We start from the raw sequence: 20,673 nt of genomic DNA on the forward strand, positions 1-20,673 counted from the left end.
ATCCGTTGCCGAACTTCCTTTATTCCACCGTCACCGACTTCGCCAAATTGCGCGGCTGATCCACATCCAAACCCCGTCGCGCAGCAATGTGATAAGCCAACAATTGCAGCGGAATCACTGTCACAATCGGCGACAACAATTCATCCACCAAAGGCACCGGCAAAATGTGGTCAAAAATATCGGCTTCCGCCGCACCGTGCTTCGGCGTAACGCCAATTAAACGGGCGTCGCGGGCCTTGGCTTCCTGAGCGTTGGAAAGCACTTTTTCGTAGACGCTTCCGGGCATGGCGATCGCCACTACAGGCACTTTCGCATCCAAAAGCGCGATCGGGCCGTGTTTCATCTCTCCCGCCGGATATCCTTCCGCGTGAATGTAGCTAATTTCCTTAAGTTTCAGCGCCCCTTCCAAAGCAATGGGAAAATTAATTCCCCGTCCCAAAAAGATAAAATCTTGGGTTTCTGTAAACTGGTGGGACAATTCCTCGACATACTGTTCTTGAATCTCCAAATACTTCTCAATTTCCGCTGGCAACTGGCGCAAACCAGCAATAATCTCTGCCAATCTCTCGCTGCTGATTGTTTGCCGCTGGTGCGCCAAATCCAAAGCTAAGAAATAGAATGCCATCAACTGAGTCACAAAAGTTTTAGTCGCAGCAACGCCGACTTCTATACCGGCGTGGGTATTGATCACGTGAGGCATCATGTGGGCGATCGAACTTTCAGTTCTGTTAGTAATTCCCAACATTCTCGCCCGGAATTTATCGGTAAAACCCGCGCGGCGCTGCTGTTCCATCCCCAAAGCAGCCAGCGTGTCCGCCGTTTCTCCCGACTGTGTTACCCCAATAGTTAAAGTATTTGCTGTCAGCGGTGCGGGCGCGTAGCGGTATTCAGAAGCGTACTGCACCGCAGTGGGAATATTAGCTAATTGTTCCAACAAATATTTGCCAATTAGCGAGGCGTGCCAGCTCGTTCCGCAGGCTAGAATTGAAATTTGTTCGACATCGGCGCAAAGTTCCTCGGGCAAGTTGAGATTGATAGGAGAGCGCGGATTTCCCGGCTGCCAATCGCTGTCTAAATAAGCCTCCAAACAAGCTCGGACTACGGCTGGCTGTTCGTAAATCTCCTTGTGCATGAAGTGTTTGAAGCCTTGTTTTTCGACTAAAACCGGACTCCAACCAAGGATGCGCGGGCTTTTTTTCAGCCTTTCTCCTGCAAAGCTGTAAACTTCGACTCCCATCGGAGTCAGCCTTGCCAATTCGCCATTTTCTAGAGACAAAACAGCGCGGGTGTGAGATATTAAGGCCGGCGTGTCGGAAGCGCAGAAAAATTCACCGGCACCAAAGCCAATCACCAAAGGAGCTTGCTGTCTGGCGACAATTATTTCGTCGGGAAAATCTGCACAGATAATGGCGATCGCAAAGGCTCCTTCTAACCGATTTACCGCCTTTGAAACCACGTCCAAAAACGAAATATCAGCAATTTTATCTGCTGTTGGATCTTTTCCTTCTTCCTTCTTCCTTCTTCCTTCTTCCTTCTTCCTTCTTTCTTCAGCAAAAAATTCCGCGATTAAGTGAGGAATAACTTCTGTATCCGTATCCGAGACAAATTTATGTCCCTTCGCTTTCAATTCTTCCCGCAACTCGCGATAATTTTCGACAATTCCATTTTGAACTACCGCAACTCGCCCGCTATTATCCATGTGAGGATGAGCGTTATATTCCTCTGGTTTGCCGTGAGTTGCCCAGCGGGTGTGTCCGATGCCGATGGGAGCCAGAGAGTCTATCTCTGCTAGCTTTTCCCGGAGGTTGTGCAATTTGCCCTTTGCTCGGATGCAGGTAATTTGTCCTTCGGAGATGGTAGCGAGGCCCGCTGAATCGTAGCCCCGGTATTCTAGTTTCTCCAATCCTGCTAGCAAAATCTCGCTTGCTGCTTGCGTGCCGATATAGCCAACGATTCCGCACATTTAACGTACTACTCCTGCTTTTTTCCTAGACATTTCTCGACAATCTCAAACAAATGAGTAATTGTATCCATCGTTTTTGTGAACAGACTTGACTTGATGGCGTGACACACTAATTACAGTAGTGTTGTTTACCCGGACATCGAAATTACCTTTGAACCTTGTGGTCTTAATCCGCTTGCACTTAACTCCTTCGTGCTTTCCTCCAATTATCGAGACAATATCGCCTGTACTCCATTCCTTCACTTTCTGCTTTGCCTTGTAACCTTTGCGAGGAAAACCATATTTATCAGCCTGTACAACTTGGCGACTTCCCCATCCCATTGCTTTAATTAACAGAGGTTGACTAATCGCTAGCTTTAAACCTTGACTTACATCCCCACAGCAAGCAGCATCAATCCAATGGGCTTTGGACAACCCTAGTTTTGTCCGGTTGAATTTAGTTAAAGAACCACGCCCAATATAGACAGGCTCTAAACCTGTAGCTTTTAAGGCTGTAAGTAAAGCATTCTTTGTGGAGTTAACCGCTGCTGCATCTTTAAGGGGGAGCTTGGCTTTACTCATTATCCGCTTGAGTAGTTCCGGCTTTCCCTTTAAGAAATTCTTGATATCTTGACTCCCCTTCTTGATGTTACATTTCTCACAAGCCAAGCAGAGATTAGAGACTCTATTACTACCTCCATTAACTTTGGGCTGGATATGTTCGACTTGCAAGGGTACGTTTTGAATAGCACAGTAGGTACACTTTCTCTCCCATTTTTCAAGCAGATACTCACGGACTTCGTAGCCCTGGAGTTCTCCTTGCTGGTATTCAATTCCTGATATTTCAGGATTTGGCATTTTCTGAGTATCAAAGTTGACTAGCTCGAAAGCTATTGATTTAATAGGTGCAACTTTCCTCAGTCGATTAACCCAAGTAATTGTAGTAAACAGCCGATGCTGCAAACTAGGGGGAAGCCAACCTTTAGGACGGATACGGTTATCAAACCGAGGCTTCCTGTACCTAGTCTTACGGTTACGGCGACTACGACGAACACCACGACGGCTCTCAATCCGAGCTTTTATAGCTTGCCCTCTATGGGTAAGTAACGCCGCCCAAATGACTTGAGTTCCTTGGACTAAGGCGATACCAGTAGTTTTACTACCAGGGTCAATCCTAATCTCTATGGGTGTGGGAGTTTCATCAACTACCTTCTTCAAAATGATAGTAAAAGGATAAAGTTTGTAGACTTTGGCTTTACTAGCATTAAGCAGTTTCCTTGCTATCACTGGTAAGCAGGGAGTTAGTGGTTTTTTGTTAGTGTCAAGTACGAATACTTGGTTGGGCGTTGTAGACATGGTTGCGTCTATTCCTAAAAAGTAAAGTTTGCCTTGGCAATGTTATCGGTCGGCACTTCCGAGCAGCACTAGCTTTGAAATGAAACCTTGCTTGTTTAACTGTTCGGTTTTAGAGCTTGGGACTGGCTAGCATCCCAAGGTAAGAACTTTGACACTTGCCGATAACGTAGATATTGCTACCTGAGCCTGGACTCAATCAGGCATTTCTGGGTTGATCCAGAAATGTCTGGGTTTCGTGTGAGTCCTGCTTAGCGATCGCAATAAAACTCACGTTTTATCATTTTTACCTTCTTCCGGCCCCAGAATGCAGATTCCGCGACAAAAAAAAGAGGGGGCGATTAAATTGCCCCCTCTTTTGTGCCCGTAATTCGATCGGCGTGTCGATCGATATTTAGTAGGCTAGACCCATACTGCGAGTGGTTTCTGCTCCCAGGTAAACCCGGATGCTCAGAAAATCGGTCGGGCAAGCAGTTTCGCACCGCTTGCAGCCTACACAGTCTTCGGTGCGGGGAGAAGAGGCAATCTGAGCTGCTTTGCAGCCATCCCAGGGCACCATCTCCAAAACGTCAGTCGGACAAGCGCGGACGCATTGAGTGCAGCCGATGCAAGTATCGTAAATTTTGACTGAATGAGACATTGAATAAAGGCTCCCAACGAGTCACTAAAAATTTGCTGCCTCTGCGAATTAACAGATTTGACGGTGAGGTGCCACCGCTATAGCCTGCACAGAGAATTAAAGGTTAGTCTACCGCAGTGCTTGGAAGCACTTCGCGAAAAAGCGACAAAACTTCACAAAAAAGCTCGGTAAGTGAGAAGCTCAGAGACTTTAGTCCTGAGAGGAAAACGACCAGGCGATTTCAATCGCCTTGAATCCCCCTTGCGGGGTAGAGGGGTATGGTTGCCCCTCTGTGGAGATATGGTTGTCTCCAAATCCCTTTCGGGTAATGTTCGCCTCGACCTGGTTATAAAGGCTTGTTAGACCTGCAACACTGTTTCAGTGACTTTAAAACTATTTAATTGCAGATGACAGAGCGGAAAACTGGCGTCGCATTCTCCGGTGTCGTGACCTGAATAACGTCTCCTCAAAAGAGGGGTCTGGTCAGAACAGCTTGTAAGAAATTACAAGCTCAGTGGCTTTAGCCCTGAGTTCCTGACAGTTATTCATTCTGAGAGATCAGACGGCGGTTGAAACCGCTCCTTGTCAAACGAAGTCCGCCTCCGCGGACTGCAAAAATAACATAATTTCAACTGCTCGATCTTCAACCCGCACCAGAAGGGTTTTGTTTGTATAGACGCGGTTTCAACCGCCCGGTCTTCTAAAAGCCTAACTTTTCTAATACGGGCTTAGTTGAAACAATATGCCGATCGAGTCCCAGTTTTTTCGGTTCCACACCCAAAGCCAAAGCCACCAACTGCGGTAAATGCAGCACCGGCAAACCCAACTTGCGATCGATCGCTTTTTCCACCTCCGGCTGCCGCGAATCCAAATTTAAATGACAAAGCGGACAAGGCGTTACCATACAATCAGCGCCATTGTCAAGAGCATCTTGAATATGTTTGCCGGCCATCTGAAATGATTGGTTAGTGGCATAACTCGCCAACGGCCAGCCGCAGCACTGCGTCCGCCCTCGATAGTAAACCGGAGTTGCCCCGATCGCCCGAAATACATTTTCCATCGATTCCGGTTGGTGCGGGTCATCGTAAAGCAGCTTATCCTGAGCTCGCAGCAGGTAGCATCCGTAAAAAGACGCGCACTTCAAACCGGAAAGCTTGCGGGTGACTCGCTTTTGCACCTCCTCCAGCCCGTAATCGGCAACGATCGCCCACAGCAGATGTTTCACCTCGGTACTGCCTTGATAAGGCGAACAGCCTTGTTTTTTGAGTAAACCGTTGACTTGTTCTATGTAGTTGGGATCGGTTTTTTGGCAATCCTTGAGGCGATCGTCCACATGACCGATTACCCCTTGACAAGTGCTGCAATGCGTGAGTAAAGGCAGATTCAGTTCCTCAGCCAAAGCAATATTGCGGGCGTTGACAGTATCTTCGAGCAACTGCGAATCTTCCTTGAAAGTGCCAGAACCGCAGCAGGAAGCTTTCTTGAGTTCCACCAGTTCAATCCCCAGCGCTTGAGTCAGCGCTTGGGTAGACAGGTAAAGTTCGCGGGCGGCCCCTTGGGCAACGCAACCGGGAAAATAAGCATATTTGAGATTTGGAGATGGCATAATTGTTTCTGCTGGGGAGACAAGGCAAGGGACAAAAAAGGAGAGCGATCCTCTTCGAGGGCTGCGCTAACGAAGTTGGGATGCTTCCTCTCCATATCCTTACCCAGTTTTAGATAATTATTATCGATGAGGACGCAGTTTTCAGGTTGGTGGCGGGGCGATCGATCTAGAATCCACTTGAGGCACTTTTGGGAAAATTGCCTCGCTGATGATTTCTGGACTCAGATTGCGATCGGCAGACAACAGTCGAAGTTTACCTGAAACTCGGCTTGTTCTAAAAGTTCTTGCACACGCTTAGCCACTAATGGAGAGCCTGGAGCAGAATACTTGATGTGATAACATTGGAGCGGACAGCATTGTGATTTTTTGGATGAGAGCGAAAGTTATTTCTGTCGCTTAGCTCAACCGTTGTACGGCATTTTTTGCCTCTAGTTAAGCATCTTTTAATGCACCATGTAGAAGACAATCCATCCTTTTATGTGCGTGTTCCAGTACGAGTTTTAGGATGCCTGCGCGGTGGTGAAATTACCGTTTTCCTCTTTCCTGGGCATGGGTTAGTGCTAACACAACCCATACAGACTCATCTCGTTCCTGAAAGCTTGAGAATGCCCAATAGTAAGTTTGATGTGTTGTTCAAACATCCTGGTGCAGAAATGGTTCGAATCTTGCGTCACGATGAATCATGTCCAGAAATTGATAAAAGCAATGAGTAAAGTCCAACTGAATCTTGTTGTCATTCGCTCAGGTAACATTGAACAAGCTACTGTGTTCTATCAAAGGCTGGGTCTGTATTTCATCAAACAGCAGCATGGCAATGGTTTAGAGCATTTTGCTAGTGAGGTAGGCTGTGTCACCTTTGAGATTTATCCGTGTACTGCTGGAACATTACCAACGACGGCAACTCGCCTGGGATTTCAAGTGTCTTCTGTAGATGCTGTTGTCTGTGAACTCAAAAATCATGGTGCTTCAATTGTTTCACCTCCTGCGGATTCAGCTTGGGGACGACGTGCAGTCGTGGCAGACCCAGATGGACATCGAGTAGAGTTGACACAGCTCTAATAATCTCGATTTGCTCCAAATGACCCATCAATGTAACGGCTACCTTGACTAGATAATGGTCGCTGCCTATCACACGGTAGCAAGCTTCGACCTCTGGAGATTCTTAGAGCAGCGATCGAATCCGATCGCATCAATGCCCAAAAAACTTGATGGTAATGAATGCGGCGATCGGTAATCCCGTTAAGTTGAAGCCAATCACAGAACCCGTATCCGAAGTTGTCTTACACACAGTCGCCTTCAAAGGCTGTACACTTTTCGGACGACAACCTCTTGGGAGATTATGACGATCAAAACCTTTATTGGAAGCTGCCATTGCGGCGCAGTTCGATTTGAAGCCGACATCGACTTGAGCTTGGGTACAAACAAATGTAACTGCTCGATCTGCACGAAAACGCGGAATTGGAACGCCATCATCAAGCCCAACGCATTCCGATTGCTATCGGGCGATCGCGATTTGAGCGACTACCAGTTCAATCCGCATATTGGACATCATTTTTTTTGCAAGCACTGCGGCGTGCGCTCGTTTGCACGCGGCCACCACGAACAGATTGGCGGTGACTACGTTTCAGTCCAATTGGCCGCCCTCGACAACGCCGATCCAGCGGAACTCATTGAAGCGCCAATTCGATTTTCGGATGGCCGTAACAACAACTGGGATGCGCCTCCAGCCGAGACAAAGCATCTATAGAACTCATTTGATATCTAAAATTTGATATCTAAAAGACTGCAAGCCTTTTAACCATCAGCCCAATCAAACAAAGATTTACCGGCTCTCCAGGCTATACGGCGATCGATCTAGCTTATATTTCTCAGGGCAAGGGTTTCAGCGATTCCACCTCTGAATATTTTGTGCCGGTCGATATAGTTTCCCACACAAATCCAAGAAAGCCATAGCGATCGCCACCCCATAATAGTCCTTAAGTTGACACCAAGGTGCACTGCCCGCTCCCTACACAGAGGGTCAGTTAGAAAAGCGGCAACCCTTTTTCCTGAAGATCCCCCTTTCGGATAAGATTAGATACGCAGCAACCAATGAGGACACGATGTTATGAGCCAAGACGACATTTTTGCTAGAGTCCAGAAAATTGTGAAAGAGCAACTGGAAGTCGAGCTGAGCGAAGTCAAGCCCGAAGCCAACTTTGCTAACGATTTAGGAGCAGATTCCTTAGATACTGTAGAGCTGGTCATGGCCTTGGAAGAAGAGTTTGATATTGAAATTCCCGACGAAGCAGCCGAAGGAATTACTACGGTTCAAGCTTCTGTAGATTTCATCAGCAGCAAACTTGCAGCTCCAAAAGCATAAAATACCTGTCTTTTCCCCTAAGAGGAGAGAAGTTAGAAAACTGAAAACTCCTCTTTTGTTCTGCGTTCTGGGTGTTTAATTTTTTGAAACTGAAATCATGACAAATTTAGAGCGTAAGCGCGTTGTTATCACGGGTCTCGGCGCGATTACACCGATCGGCAATACCTTGTCCGAATATTGGGACGGGTTGCTTGCCGGGAAGAATGGTATAGGCCCGATCACCTTGTTCGATGCGTCGCGGCACGACTGCCACTTTGCTGGAGAGGTAAAGGGTTTCGACCCACACGACTATTTGGAGCGCAAGGAAGCAAAGCGGATGGATCGCTTTGCTCAATTTGGGGTGTCAGCGAGCAAACAAGCTCTTGCTGATGCAAAGTTTGAGATTAACGACCTGAACGCAGAACAGGTGGGTGTCATTCTTGGCACTGGCATTGGCGGCCTGAAGGTTTTGGAAGACCAGCAAGAGATATATCTGAATCGCGGCCCCGATCGATGCAGCCCGTTTATGATTCCCATGATGATTGCGAATATGGCCGCGGGCCTGACGGCGATTCAAACGGGCGCTAAGGGGCCAAACTCTTGCACGGTGACGGCCTGCGCTGCCGGGTCGAATGCCGTGGGCGATGCGTTTCGCCTAATTCAGGGGGGTTACGCGCAAGCCATGATTTGCGGCGGTACCGAAGCTGCGGTGACACCTTTGTGCGTGGCGGGTTTTGCTGCGGCGAGGGCGCTTTCGACTCGCAACGATGACCCGACTCATGCTTCTCGTCCGTTCGATCGCGATCGTGATGGTTTTGTCGTCGGCGAAGGTGCTGGCATTCTGATTCTAGAAGAAATGGAATATGCGATCGCCCGCGGCGCGAGAATTTACGCAGAAATCGTCGGCTACGGTTTAACTTGCGATGCGTATCACATGACTTCCCCGGTACCGGGGGGGGAAGGTGCGTCGCGGGCGATGGCTTTAGCGCTCAAGGATGCGGGTTTGACGCCGGATATGGTGAGCTATATCAACGCTCACGGCACGAGCACGCTTCCCAACGATTCTACGGAAACGAAGGCGATTAAAAAGACTTTGGGAGACCACGCTTACAAAGTAGCAATTAGTTCTACCAAGTCAATGACCGGTCATCTTTTGGGCGGTTCTGGGGGAATTGAAGCGGTGGCGACGGTAATGGCGATCGCCAATGATAAAATCCCGCCGACAATCAATCTGGAAAATCCCGATCCTGAGTGCGATTTGGACTATGTTCCGCATACAAGTCGCGATCTAAAAGTTGATGTAGCGCTGTCCAATTCCTTTGGATTTGGCGGCCACAACGTGACGCTGGCCTTCAAAAAGTTTGTTCCGTAACCGGAAGTCAGAAAGTCGCAAGTTAGAAGGTAAAAAATTAATTTTTTACCTTTTATTTTTTTGAGGTCAATTTGAGATTGGGCGCACTGCGACGAAGAAACCGGGTTTTTCACCGAATCTGCTGACTACAGCGAATAATTTTCGTCCATCAAACCCGGTTCCTGGCAACCCGTGCGCAAGTCATCAATTTGCTGGTCGTGGCGGGATATGAGTGAGATTACTGCTGAGCAAATACTGCAAATCAAGGCTATTGTCGATCGTTATGAAAACTTTAAATGTGTTGAGTGCGCCAGCAACATCAAAGATTACTTGATAAGTCAAGGAATTCATGGAAAGCGCATAAAACTGTACACAGGATAAGGAAGAGGTCGGAACAGTGGCATTTATGATGATAGCGTACCGGGAGAGGCTATTTCAGTAAATGGTCGTCACGAAGGAATCGCTATTGTTATCAACAACATAGAAACTATTTTTGACAACCATCACCCGGACGGGCTAAACAGAGAGCAATGGATGACAAACCTGCTATTTCATGGTAAACTATTCAATGATTTACAGTTTATAGTAATAGAAGAAGACTTTTAATAGGAAACTTTTTTATGCTAGCCGAAGTTAATGTTAACAAACTAGATGTTAAATCTGAATACTTCTTTGATTTACTGGAAAGAATCAAACAGAGACCTGGTATGTATTTGGGCAAGTGTTCAATTACCCGCCTGCGCGCATTTTTAGATGGATATGAGACGGCTAGAGCGGAACTTGGGTTTCCAGACACGGAAGAGCAACAACAACTTGATGGATTTCAAGAGTGGATACAGGAAAGATATCAAATTACGTCAACTCACGGATGGGACAGTATCATTCTCTTCTTTTCTGTTGATGAAAAAGATGCCCTCGATAAATTTTTCAAACTATTGGAAGAATTTCTGAATCAGGATAAAATTGCTGAGGACAAGCACAATTAGTATAGATGTCTCAAATCCTCACTTCACAATCCCTAGAGCTAGATTTCACCTTATTTCTCGGAAGTAATTGCCGAGATCGAATATTTATTACCCGCTAAGCTAGGAAATTTAACAGAAAACCCTTGCACATTTTCCTGATTCAAATTAGCAGCGTAATATTGCTTAATTTTGTCAAAAGTCAACTCGCCTTCTGTCAAATCATTTGTATAAGCTGTTTCAAGTTCCCTCATATACCCCAAAGCTGCTGCAAAGCCTTCAGGATCTTTCTCTGCCTCAATTTGAACAGATAAAGGATTTCCTGAATCGTTTTCGTAAAGTAAACTGACTACTCCTTTTCCTGCCCTTTTCCATTCAAAACCAGTAATTTTTTCCTTATTAATTTCAAGTAAACTATCGCCGTTTCTGACAATCAAATAGTTTTCTACATCAAAAATCATGGGTGGATCAGAAACTATAGTTAGTTCTCCCCATTCCCCAACTCTTAAATAGTATTTGCCATCCGCCCTAAAAAATTCGTCTATATTACCATAATCAATGCTGCCATCGGGATCTGCAATTGGGTTGATGTTGTTCACAACCAAATCGTAGGTTTGAGGGTGGGGGAAATTTACCGTCATCCGCCGATAACAATACTGTTCCCCTGGTAAAGGTTGAGTGTATAGAGAGTGATTCTCAGTGAGGACAGCTTCTAAGAGGATTTGTATAGATGTTTTAGCATTAATGCTGATTACATAGCTATCCTCTAGATAAATATTTTCAAATCCCGGAAACTGCCAGTAGTTTAAGCGTTCCATTGTTAAATGTCCCAATCGATAGGAGTATGATTAGCTATACTTTTTCTGTTAACGAGCTTTCCTTGTAGATCTATTCTACTGCCTTTGGGATTTCTGAACTCTACATGAGGATGATTGCTTCCCGGAGCTCTTGGAGTTCCCTGTTTAAGCGTTAGCCTAGCTTTTCCCTTTTTATCAATATATTTTAACGGGCCATTAAGTGTTTGAGTAGGATGCCATCCCTGTTGTGACTTAGCCCACACTTGAAAGTCGCTGGCTTTTGGATTAATGCCAGTTGAGATAGCTTGTATTATTCGTTCCCATGCCATTCGCCCCGCTAGAGTTGCCATACTAATAATTCACCATAAATTAGCTTATTCTCCCGGTAACAACTCCAACCGATATCGGTACAAAGCCACAGGATGCCCCCCAGCAGCAAAATAATCCGGGTCTTGCGGCGACAAATAAATTGCTGTCACCTGATCCGCCTCAATTCTTTTACTCGCAGAATCGCCATTTTCTCCGCCTCCAACAACTCGATAAGCCGTTGTTGTTTCCACCTCGTTTAAATAAATATCAGACTCTCCCCGAAACACTTGCTGAGAAATCTCTGTAGACACAAACTCACGAGGATTCGGCGTCTCAGTTCCCCGACTGGTAACAATCGAAATTAGTTGGCGTTCCCCTTTCAAAACAGTTATTTGGCGGTTGGGATTGTGCGGATCGACTTTCACCGAAAGTACGCCACCGTCGCCTAAATAGGCTTTGGCAATGTTTAAACCGTTAAAAGTGCGATCGGCTACAATTTTCTTAGCTAGTTTAGGTGTATAATTAGAAGCAAAACCAATATTTTTTTCAGGTTGAAATCGCACTTTAAACAATACGGGCTGCTGCAAATAGCGACGGTTGCTTTCAAACCCAGGCGTGACAATATTTGGGGCTAAAGGAGAGGCTAAATCTACCAAAGTGCTCGCAACATTCCAAGTACCAGCCATCCAATCTGGATAAACCAAATCCCCCTTAGCTACAGCGATAGAAGGCTTGCTTTCCCAATTGGGAAAACTGGAAATGCGATCGCCCAAAACCCCCGCCCTCGCAGCGCCACCCCACAGCAATACCGCCAAAACCAAACAAAAACCCCAAAATACCTTCATACCCAAATACATTCAAACAACTAACCTTCTGTCTCTCTTTCTCTTCTTTATCTCTTCTCTGCGTTCTCTGCGCCCTCTGCGGTTCATAAATTCAGAAATTAGACAACAAATTAGTTAAACATCATATTTTATACCCTTCTGGGAAACAGACATCCTGCCTGTTACACAAAAATCAATTTTATTCTTGTAGGGAGTAGGGGTAGGGCAGGAGAACCCGCCCCTAATATGCAATTTCAAGGTAAAAAAGCCTATATTTTAAAGCGCCTCAACAGGTGCAGGTTCCCAAACTTCCCCGTATTTTTCCTTCAATTGGTGCCAATTTTCCACCTGTCCCGGTTCGTATTCCCCCGGCTTTCCCCACTGCAAAAACGCGCTCAAAGCAGCCTCATTTTGTTCGTCCAGAAAACGGATCGCATAAGTAGTAAAATTGCCTCTTTTCGCCTCGCCCGTTTCAAACTTCACCTGTTTAATTTTGTCCATATTCAGGTGAAACTCAAATATTTCGGCGTGCATATTTGCATATTTTCCCTTCGGTAACTCCGCATAAAACAGCTTGTGAATTGAACCGCGAACTTCCAGCACAGCCGCGCTGCTAGTCACGATTAAACGCAGGGTTCCCAATTTTTCGCAAGCTTCTAAGAATTCTTTCAAGTTAGGCATAATTTAATTTGGGAATTGGGAATTGGGAATTGGGCATGGGGCATGGGGCATGGGGCATGGGGCATGGGGCATGGGGCATGGGGCATTGGGCATGGGGCATTGGGCATTGGTAATTAGTAATTGGTAATTAAAAACAACAATAACTAACAACCAACAACTAATGACTAATGACTAATGACTACTGACTATGTTTCGTGCAGTTCGTAAGCAGCGACAATCCGCTGCACTAGCGGATGTCGTACCACATCCGCCTGAGAAAATTCGCAAAAAGCAATGCCCTCAACGTTACCCAGAATTTTTTGGGCAACTGACAATCCCGATTGTTGGTGTGGTGGCAAATCTGTTTGAGTAATATCGCCCGTTACTACCATTCTCGATCGAAAGCCCAGACGAGTCAACACCATTTTCATTTGAGCCGGCGTCGTATTTTGAGCTTCGTCCAAAATTACGAAAGCATTGCTGAGAGTGCGCCCCCGCATATAAGCTAAGGGAGCTACTTCGATCAAGCCCCTTTCCATTAAATCGGCCATTTTTTCAGGGTCGATCATTTCTTGCAGGGCGTCGTAAAGCGGGCGCAAGTAGGGATCGACTTTTTGCTGCAAATCTCCCGGCAAAAACCCTAATTTTTCGCCAGCTTCCACGGCTGGTCTTGTTAAAATCAGCCGTTCGTACTGTTTGCTTAACAAAGCTTGGATGGCGAAAATAGCTGCTAGAAATGTCTTGCCAGTACCGGCGGGACCAATGCAAAATGTCAAGTCGTGGGTGCGTACTGCTTGGACGTACTGCCGCTGCTTGAAGGTTTTGGCTCTAATTTCTTCGCCTCGGCGGGTTTTGGCGAGTACGTCTCGCTGCAAGTCTTGTAAATCGCCTTGGCGGTTGGTATCCAAAGCTTGGCGCGCCGTCTGGATTTCAACTCCGGTAATATTTTTGCCGGATTTCCAATAGTCGGAGAGCGATCGCACTAATTTATGACACAATTCTACTTGACTTTTTGTGCCGGAAATTAGCAGTTCTTGCCCTCGCATTACCAGGTTAGCGCCGGTTTGCTTAGAGATAATTTTCAGGTTTTCTTCTTGATTGCCGGCCAGCGACATTGCGCTTTGAGTGCTCGGCAACTCTATTGTTAGTTTTTCAGTCATGCCAACATAAGCTCCCTCCAAATAAGCAATTAAAAGTTAACAATTAACCGTTAAATCAGTCACTTTTTGCGAACAAAAAGACGCCCGCTACTAGATTTTACCTAGTATCTAAGGCGTCTTTTAGATTTAGCTCCCAAATGAGTTTGGTGCTTGAGATACAAATCAAATCTCCTTTCTATCAAGTCAGGCAACTTTAGATTTTAGACTTTAGATTTTAGATTTTAGATTTTAGATTTACCTCATCTCGCTGACATTTTAGATTTTAAATTTGTGTCCGATCGCAAAACCGGCAATCTCAAATCAAACGAGGCTTGTAATACAAAGTCTACAACAGGCAATCTAAAATCTAAAATTGTTTTTGGGCTCTTCAGTTAATAACCGGGAGTATTTCTGCTCGTTCTAAACGTAGGTGTGTTAGTACGGCGGGGTTGTTCTCTCGGAGTTCTGCTAGCTAAGGGACTGGGCGGCGACGGAGGCGGCGTCCGGGGTCGGAAGTCCCCTCGATCGCGCGTACCGCGATCCGGGCGGTCGCGATCCGGGCGATCGCCCCTGGGCGGCCCGGAGCCACGATCGCCTGCTTCACCATCGTATATGTCTAAGTAGAGCGACTGACCGGCCGTCTGCGCCACCGCTTCGAGGGTAGTTCTAATGGCCTGAATATTGCGTCCGCCTCTACCGTAAACCCGCCCTTTGTCAGGATCTTCAAAAGCGAGCCGAACCCAGACCCGCGATTGGCGCGGGTGCAGTTCGCAATCAACCCGCAAAGAGCCTGGGGTCTCTAAAAAAGGCCCAATTAAAAACTGTACGAGTCCAGCGTAGTTGGGACTAGCTGACTGCTGTTGTGCTGGATTCAACGTTGGCTCCGGCTCCGACTTGTTCAAATACATGGGCTTTTCTGAGGATGTCACGCACGGTGTCAGTTGGCTGAGCGCCTTGTTGCAGGCGCTTGACAATCGCTGGAACATCCAGCCTGGTTTCGTTATTTCTGGGGTTGTAAAAGCCGAGCTCTTCTAGGGGACGGCCGTCGCGGCGGGTAGAACTGTTCATCGCTACAATCCGGTAGCTTGTCTCGCGTTTTTTCCCGTATCTCTTCAATCGCAGTTTGATCATCTTCTTGCAGAATAGTCGTGTTTCAATTCTAAGCTATTATGTCGGTCGTCTTTGTGCGAACCGCAACTCAACCCCTATTTCTTAACCTCCCAGCAAAATATCGCTGCGATTTGCTGCCCCCAAGGCAGGTCTGGCGCCGTCAATGTGCGGTGTAATTGCTAGTGGCAAAATCGGTGCAGATCCCCACTGCTGCACCAATTTTTGCAAAAATATATCTTGCTGCGCTCTCAAAGAGTCCCAATCAGTGCCGCGATTAATAATTGCAAACCACACTAAACCCCGATCGCGCGTGGGTATGGCTCCAGCCAAAGCAATCACGGTGTCCAAAGTACCGGTTTTCACCACAGCCGATCGCGGAATGTGTCGGTATTCCAAAGTTCCTTTATCCCGCCCGGACACCGGAAACAAGTCAGCAATCGTCAGCCCAGTCGTTTGAAGGTTGCGGGCGATCGCCTGCATCATCCCACAAGCCGCCCTCGGAGACATCCGATTTTCCACTCCCAAACCCGAACCGTTAACCAATTGAAGTTCCGCCGCCGGCACCCCCGCAGCCCAAGTTGCTTGCTGCTGAACTATTTGTGCCCCGCCCAAATTGTCGGCCAGCATTTGAGCCATTTCATTGTCGCTGTGGACGTTCATCTGCTTGAGAATTTCGGCTAAAGGGAGCGATCGGCGCTTCAGCAGCAAATGCCCCGAACTCACAAATTTTTCAGCAATGACGCTGCCGGCCACCGTTACTTGCGGCTTTCTAGTTCCCGGAGCCATCTTAGAATACATTGCCACCACATCCTTTGGCCAACTACGACCATCGAGGGCCTGTCGCAGACCCTCCCCCGCAGCCAAAGGATCGGACTGGTAATTCATGCGGAAATTGCCAGTCACCACCAAATTGCCCGCTACCCGATCGATACCCATTTGATTGAGAGCATTTCCTACGGCGATCGCCTCCTCCCACACAAACAGCGGATCGCCCCCGCCGCTGACCACCAAATCCCCCTGCAATACCCCATTCCTAATCGGCCCCGTTCCCCGGAACCGCGTTTCAAACTGATAAGTAGCGCCCCAAGTTTCTAGCGACGCCAGAGAAGTCGCAATCTTAGTCAGCGAAGCCCCAGGCATCAGCATTTTCCCCTGCTGACTTACCAGCGGCACCATTCCCGCTTGCACCCAAATTCCCTGATTCCCGTCAATCAGCTTCTTGTCCTTCAAATCTTTTAAATATTCCTGCACGGCAGCTTCAGCAGGCAAGTCTGGATTTGCCACATCTATTCCCCCAAAAGCCAAATCTTCGGCCACCACTAACCCGGGTATCCCTCCCCGCCAAGCCAGGATTGATGCAGCATTGGGCGCGGCACTTCTGACCCCAGCCATATCCAGCCACAGAGACATGATTCCCGAGCTAAATAAATCCAGCATTTTTTACTCCTAAAGTCATATGAACTATTGCATTGAGTTTTTCAATTTGCAGTCAAAAATAGTAAAGTAGGAACAAACTCTATCAGAGTAGTCGTACATCGCAATTGTCCGATCACCGGGCGCGAGCGGATTTTAGTTCTTTATTCAGACGAATGGATTCACGCTCCTGACTTCCTGGTAGAATTTTTAGTGTTTCTCAAACATTGGTCAATGAGATCGACACGCGCAAGAATTGCAATAGACGCTATGGGTGGGGATCATGCCCCCGCCGAAGTTGTAGCTGGAGCGCTTAAGGCACAAGAAGAATTAGGCGTAGAGATTTTGCTGGTGGGCGACCCGCAGCAAATAGAAGACTCGCTACGTCTTCAAGACGCGATCGGCCGCGTCTGCAAAGGTCAGCTAGAAATCGTTCCTTCTGAAGGAACGGTGGAAATGCACGAAGAACCTTTGAGTGCCCTCAAACGCAAGCCCAACGCTTCGATTAACGTAGCGATGAACTTGGTAAAGCAGCAGCAAGCTGATGCTGTGGTGTCCGCCGGTCACTCCGGCGCGGCAATGGCTGCGGGCCTGCTGAGGTTGGGGCGGCTCCCCGGCATCGATCGCCCTGCGATCGGTGCGGTTTTGCCGACAATGGTACCGGGCAGCTCTGTACTCATTCTCGATGTCGGCGCTAATGTGGACTGCCGCCCCAAATTTTTGGAGCAGTTCGCTCTTATGGGAACTATTTACAGCCAGTGCGTGCTGGGCGTCGCCGAACCTAAAATCGGCCTGCTCAACATTGGCGAAGAACCTTCTAAAGGCAACGACGCGGCAGTCCGCACCCACCAGTTATTGGTGGACAACCCAAACATTCCTTTTGTGGGCAATGCCGAAGGCCGCGACGTGCTGTCGGGGAACTTCGACGTGATTGTCTGCGACGGGTTTGTCGGCAACGTGTTGTTGAAGTTTGCCGAAGCGGTGGGCGAAGTCGTCGTGCAAGTGCTGAAGGAAGAATTAGTCAAAGGACTCCAACATCAAATTAACGATCCTCTGCTGCAAAAAAGCTTGCAAGGGTTTAAGCAGCGGGTAGACCACGTTGAACACGGCGGCGGTTTGCTGTTGGGCGTTGCTGGAGTTTGCATTATCAGCCACGGTTCGTCTCAAGCTGCCTCGATTTTTAATGCCATTCGTTTGGCGAAGGGGGCTGTTGACAACCAAGTGCTGGAGCGAATTAGATCGTCCAATCGCGAAAGTGTTCTGGAACAAGAAGCTGTAAATTAGAGGCAGTAAGTTGACAGTTGACAGTTGACAGTTGACAGTTGACAGCGACCTCTACCTGGAAGAGGATTGGAGTAATGAATAGTCTTCTTCTAATTTCTCCCGCTCGGGGAGAGGCTTTAAACCAATTCTTTCTGGTAAGTAGGAATTAAAAATTAAAAATGTAAAATTAAAAATGTCAGATTAAACCAACTGTTTTGCTTAAAATAAAGTAATTTCAGCAGTTTAAAAAATAATTTTAATTGGTAGTTTTTAATTTTTAATTTCTCGCTCGATCGCTCATAAATGGAGAGGAATGTGCAGCAATCAGGGTTCGGCATTGCCGTCACGGGTAGCGGTTCTTGTACACCGCAGGTTTCGCTGGATAATAACGGTTTGAGTCAGATAGTAGAAACTTCGGACGAGTGGATAGCGGCGCGAACGGGCATTCGCGGACGCCGGCTGGCGGACGATCGCACTTCTTTGTGCGATTTAGCCGCAGAGGCATCTCAAAAGGCGATCGAAATGGCACAAATTTCGCCTAGAGATATCGATTTGATTATTTTGGCTACATCCAGCCCTGACGATTTGTTTGGCAGTGCCAGTCAGATTCAATATCAGTTGGGCGCGACAAAAGCTGTGGCTTTCGATCTGACAGCAGCTTGTTCTGGCTTTGTTTTTGGTTTAGTTACAGCCTCGCAGTTCATTCGGACAGGGGTTTATCAAAATGTTTTGCTGATCGGAGCAGATATTTTGTCTCGCTGGGTGAATTGGTCGGATCGCGGTACTTGCATTCTATTTGGAGACGGTGCAGGTGCGGTGGTATTGCAAGCTTCCGAAGTCGATCGCTTTTTGGGATTTGAAATTCGCAGCGACGGCACGCAAAATGCGTCTCTCAATTTAGCTTACAAAGCCGAGTCAAAAGAATTAATTGAGGGCGTCAGCGTCGGAGTGGGCGGATTTCATCCCATTACAATGAACGGTCAAGAAATCTATCGGTTTGCCGTAAAAAAAGTGCCGGAAGTCATAGAAAAAGCGATGTTTCGTGCCGATATCAACGTCGCAGAAATTGACTGGCTGCTGTTGCACCAAGCCAATCAGCGGATTCTCGATGCAGTTGCCCAAAGGCTCAAGATTCCCCCCGAGAAAGTAATTAGCAATTTAGCAAATTACGGCAATACCTCAGCGGCTTCAATTCCCCTTGCCTTAGACGAAGCGGTGCGTCTGGGTAAAGTTAAAGCGGGCGATACTATTGCTGCGGCTGGTTTTGGTGCAGGTTTGACTTGGGGGGCGGCGATTTTTCAATGGGGAAGGTAAAGCGATTTTTCGATTTTCGATTGCCGATTTTCGATTGGGGAATCACGGTAATACCATTTTTGATTTTCGATTGCCGATTTTCGATAGGGAATCACTGATGAAGTATGGTTGGGGTCGCGGGCTAGCAATTTTATTCTGTTTGAGAACTGGTATAATATTTTTCAGCTTGAAACTTGCCAAGCGTGATAGTTGGGAGTGCGACCCTTGAAAAATAAAAATCCTTTAACACGTCATACATAGGGTAAGGTATGCACAAAGCCGTGCATCCTCTGACAGGAATTATGGACAAGTGTGTGCAGCAATTGAAAATCCTCTATTTTTCGCTCGGCTTTCCCCAGCTTGAAGGTGGAAAATCCTGCTTGGCGCGATTAATTTGATTAAAGTAGCAAGAGAAAATATAAAACTCGTAAAAATCGCAGTTATTATGTTAGAATTGTGAGTCGCCAGTAGATAGTTCGTTAACCGAAAGATAGCGGATACCAGCGAGCGAACGAAAGAAGCGGAAAACAAAGAATTTTTGCAATCACAAATTAGCAACCACCAATTAGCAGATTACCGGAAAAATGACTAAAACAGCATGGGTATTTCCCGGACAAGGTTCCCAGGCGATCGGGATGGGTGCAGACTTATTAAACTTGCCAACAGCCAAAGCCAAATTTGAGCAAGCCAAAGAAATTTTAGGTTGGTCTGTCGCGGAAGTTTGCCAAAAAGAAGAAGCAAAACTATCTCGGACTCTCTACACTCAGCCTTGCTTGTTCGTAGTAGAAAGTATTTTGACCGACTTAATGCGAGAAAAAAGCGATCGGCCAGCAGTCGTTGCGGGTCACAGTTTAGGAGAATACGTTGCCCTCTACGCAGCAGGCGTCTTTGACTTTGAAACGGGATTGCGCTTAGTCAAACGCCGCGCCGAACTCATGGACACTGCCTCCGGCGGGCAAATGGTGGCTTTGATCGGGTTCGACAGGCAGGAACTAGAACTGCAAATTCAATACAGCCGAGACGTAGTGCTGGCAAACGACAACAGCGAAGCACAAGTCGTGATTTCTGGAACGCCTGCTGCTGTAGAAGATTTGCTTGCCAAAATCAAAGTCAAACGCGCCGTTAAATTGAATGTTTCCGGTGCGTTTCACTCTCCCCTGATGGCCGGGGTGGCGGCAGAGTTTCAACTAGCCTTAAAGTCTGCAAGGTTTTCCGATGCAAAAATGCTGGTACTCTCAAATGCAGAACCGTCAGCCACTACCAGCGCAGCCACTTTAAAGCAGCGGTTGACTCAGCAGATGACTAAAGGCGTGCGCTGGCGAGAAATTTCTCTGCAATTGCCGCAACAAGGAATCGATCGGGTAGTGGAAATTGGCCCCGGTAAAGTTCTCACAGGTTTAATTAAAAGGACAACTCCAGATTTAGCGCTGGTAAATGTTAGCAGTTTTGCAGATTTACCCGCTTAATCTATTTTTAACCTGTGATGAAACCGCAGGTTATAAAATTTAGAGTTAATTGGCTCGAAGATTGTCCAAAAATGAATCGCACAACAGGCAAATCCGAATATTGGCTGTTGTGCCAGTTGGCGATAGACGATCCAGACATTTAGAAAATATGGCTCTCCTGACTTTATGGTGTATAATGTAACAAACAATACATTTGCTGTCATGGACTTTTATTTGGACTATATA

The 20,673-nt window shown here is 47.0% G+C and carries 21 protein-coding genes and 1 pseudogene; 10 read left to right on the plus strand and 12 right to left on the minus strand.

Features of this window, described 5'->3' with window-relative positions; translation table 11 throughout:
• Positions 1–19: 19 nt before the first annotated feature.
• The 4 genes from glmS to QUB70_RS06680 all read right to left on the minus strand — a co-directional run bounded on the left by glmS (position 20) and on the right by QUB70_RS06680 (position 5,520).
• Complete coding sequence (glmS, locus tag QUB70_RS06665) at positions 20–1,963, minus strand: glutamine--fructose-6-phosphate transaminase (isomerizing) (protein ID WP_332979144.1); 1,944 nt, start codon at positions 1,961–1,963, stop codon at positions 20–22.
• Positions 1,964–2,008: 45 nt separating this feature from the next.
• A complete protein-coding gene (iscB, locus tag QUB70_RS06670; RefSeq protein WP_332979145.1) occupies positions 2,009–3,298 on the minus strand; it encodes an RNA-guided endonuclease IscB in 1,290 nt (429 codons plus the stop codon).
• A 391-nt stretch (positions 3,299–3,689) separates the two neighbouring features.
• The gene (gene psaC, locus QUB70_RS06675; protein WP_015175986.1) at positions 3,690–3,935 is read right to left on the minus strand and encodes a photosystem I iron-sulfur center protein PsaC; all 246 of its coding nucleotides are present in this window, start codon (positions 3,933–3,935) and stop codon (positions 3,690–3,692) included.
• A 679-nt stretch (positions 3,936–4,614) separates the two neighbouring features.
• Positions 4,615–5,520, minus strand: coding sequence for a CoB--CoM heterodisulfide reductase iron-sulfur subunit B family protein (locus tag QUB70_RS06680; RefSeq protein WP_332979146.1), 906 nt, complete (start codon positions 5,518–5,520; stop codon positions 4,615–4,617).
• A gap of 446 nt (positions 5,521–5,966) precedes the next feature.
• On the opposite strand from QUB70_RS06680, the gene QUB70_RS06685 reads away from it, so the two are divergent.
• The 7 genes and pseudogenes from QUB70_RS06685 (at position 5,967) to QUB70_RS06715 (ending at position 10,198) form a co-directional block, all read left to right on the plus strand.
• Positions 5,967–6,233: a hypothetical protein gene (locus QUB70_RS06685; RefSeq protein WP_332979147.1), complete on the plus strand. Its 267-nt coding sequence runs from the start codon at positions 5,967–5,969 to the stop codon at positions 6,231–6,233.
• Positions 6,226–6,579: a VOC family protein gene (locus QUB70_RS06690; protein ID WP_332979148.1), complete on the plus strand. Its 354-nt coding sequence runs from the start codon at positions 6,226–6,228 to the stop codon at positions 6,577–6,579. Before QUB70_RS06685 ends, QUB70_RS06690 begins: the two co-directional genes overlap by 8 nt.
• 280 nt (positions 6,580–6,859) lie before the next feature.
• A complete protein-coding gene (locus tag QUB70_RS06695; protein ID WP_332979149.1) occupies positions 6,860–7,267 on the plus strand; it encodes a GFA family protein in 408 nt (135 codons plus the stop codon).
• Between the two features lie 360 nt (positions 7,268–7,627).
• Positions 7,628–7,882 carry an acyl carrier protein gene (acpP, locus tag QUB70_RS06700; RefSeq protein ID WP_332979150.1) on the plus strand — a complete coding sequence of 85 codons (255 nt, stop codon included), beginning with the start codon at positions 7,628–7,630 and terminating at the stop codon, positions 7,880–7,882.
• Between the two features lie 97 nt (positions 7,883–7,979).
• Complete coding sequence (fabF, locus tag QUB70_RS06705; protein ID WP_332979151.1) at positions 7,980–9,233, plus strand: beta-ketoacyl-ACP synthase II; 1,254 nt, start codon at positions 7,980–7,982, stop codon at positions 9,231–9,233.
• 207 nt (positions 9,234–9,440) lie between these two features.
• Positions 9,441–9,818: pseudogene (locus tag QUB70_RS06710) on the plus strand (papain fold toxin domain-containing protein).
• Positions 9,819–9,832: 14 nt separating this feature from the next.
• Positions 9,833–10,198: a hypothetical protein gene (locus QUB70_RS06715; RefSeq protein WP_332979152.1), complete on the plus strand. Its 366-nt coding sequence runs from the start codon at positions 9,833–9,835 to the stop codon at positions 10,196–10,198.
• 50 nt (positions 10,199–10,248) lie between these two features.
• Here the strand turns inward: QUB70_RS06715 and QUB70_RS06720 are convergent, their stop codons facing one another.
• The 8 genes from QUB70_RS06720 to QUB70_RS06755 form a co-directional block, all read right to left on the minus strand.
• The gene (locus QUB70_RS06720; protein WP_332979153.1) at positions 10,249–10,992 is read right to left on the minus strand and encodes a hypothetical protein; all 744 of its coding nucleotides are present in this window, start codon (positions 10,990–10,992) and stop codon (positions 10,249–10,251) included.
• A 2-nt stretch (positions 10,993–10,994) separates the two neighbouring features.
• Complete coding sequence (locus QUB70_RS06725) at positions 10,995–11,321, minus strand: hypothetical protein (RefSeq protein WP_332979155.1); 327 nt, start codon at positions 11,319–11,321, stop codon at positions 10,995–10,997.
• A gap of 24 nt (positions 11,322–11,345) precedes the next feature.
• Positions 11,346–12,125 carry a DUF6816 family protein gene (locus QUB70_RS06730; RefSeq protein ID WP_332979157.1) on the minus strand — a complete coding sequence of 260 codons (780 nt, stop codon included), beginning with the start codon at positions 12,123–12,125 and terminating at the stop codon, positions 11,346–11,348.
• Between the two features lie 255 nt (positions 12,126–12,380).
• Positions 12,381–12,785 (minus strand): ChuX/HutX family heme-like substrate-binding protein, encoded by a 405-nt coding sequence (locus QUB70_RS06735; RefSeq protein ID WP_332979158.1) that lies wholly within the window; start codon positions 12,783–12,785, stop codon positions 12,381–12,383.
• 185 nt (positions 12,786–12,970) lie between these two features.
• Positions 12,971–13,924, minus strand: coding sequence for a PhoH family protein (locus QUB70_RS06740; protein ID WP_332979159.1), 954 nt, complete (start codon positions 13,922–13,924; stop codon positions 12,971–12,973).
• Positions 13,925–14,295: 371 nt separating this feature from the next.
• Positions 14,296–14,778 (minus strand): KH domain-containing protein, encoded by a 483-nt coding sequence (locus QUB70_RS06745; protein ID WP_332979160.1) that lies wholly within the window; start codon positions 14,776–14,778, stop codon positions 14,296–14,298.
• Positions 14,750–15,034, minus strand: a complete 285-nt coding sequence (gene rpsP, locus QUB70_RS06750) for a 30S ribosomal protein S16 (protein WP_332979161.1) — start codon at positions 15,032–15,034, stop codon at positions 14,750–14,752. Before rpsP ends, QUB70_RS06745 begins: the two co-directional genes overlap by 29 nt.
• Positions 15,035–15,115: 81 nt before the next feature.
• On the minus strand, positions 15,116–16,450 hold the full coding sequence (locus QUB70_RS06755) for a D-alanyl-D-alanine carboxypeptidase (RefSeq protein WP_332979163.1): 1,335 nt from the start codon (positions 16,448–16,450) through the stop codon (positions 15,116–15,118).
• A 210-nt stretch (positions 16,451–16,660) separates the two neighbouring features.
• On the opposite strand from QUB70_RS06755, the gene plsX reads away from it, so the two are divergent.
• From plsX to fabD, 3 genes are all read left to right on the plus strand, one after another.
• A complete protein-coding gene (gene plsX, locus QUB70_RS06760; protein ID WP_332979165.1) occupies positions 16,661–17,710 on the plus strand; it encodes a phosphate acyltransferase PlsX in 1,050 nt (349 codons plus the stop codon).
• A gap of 282 nt (positions 17,711–17,992) precedes the next feature.
• Positions 17,993–19,003, plus strand: a complete 1,011-nt coding sequence (locus tag QUB70_RS06765) for a beta-ketoacyl-ACP synthase 3 (RefSeq protein WP_332979166.1) — start codon at positions 17,993–17,995, stop codon at positions 19,001–19,003.
• Positions 19,004–19,566: 563 nt separating this feature from the next.
• Positions 19,567–20,448 (plus strand): ACP S-malonyltransferase, encoded by an 882-nt coding sequence (fabD, locus tag QUB70_RS06770; RefSeq protein WP_332979168.1) that lies wholly within the window; start codon positions 19,567–19,569, stop codon positions 20,446–20,448.
• The last annotated feature ends 225 nt before the right edge of the window (positions 20,449–20,673 follow it).

This window comes from Microcoleus sp. A003_D6 (assembly GCF_036702825.1).
In the GTDB taxonomy this organism is placed as follows: domain Bacteria; phylum Cyanobacteriota; class Cyanobacteriia; order Cyanobacteriales; family Microcoleaceae; genus Microcoleus.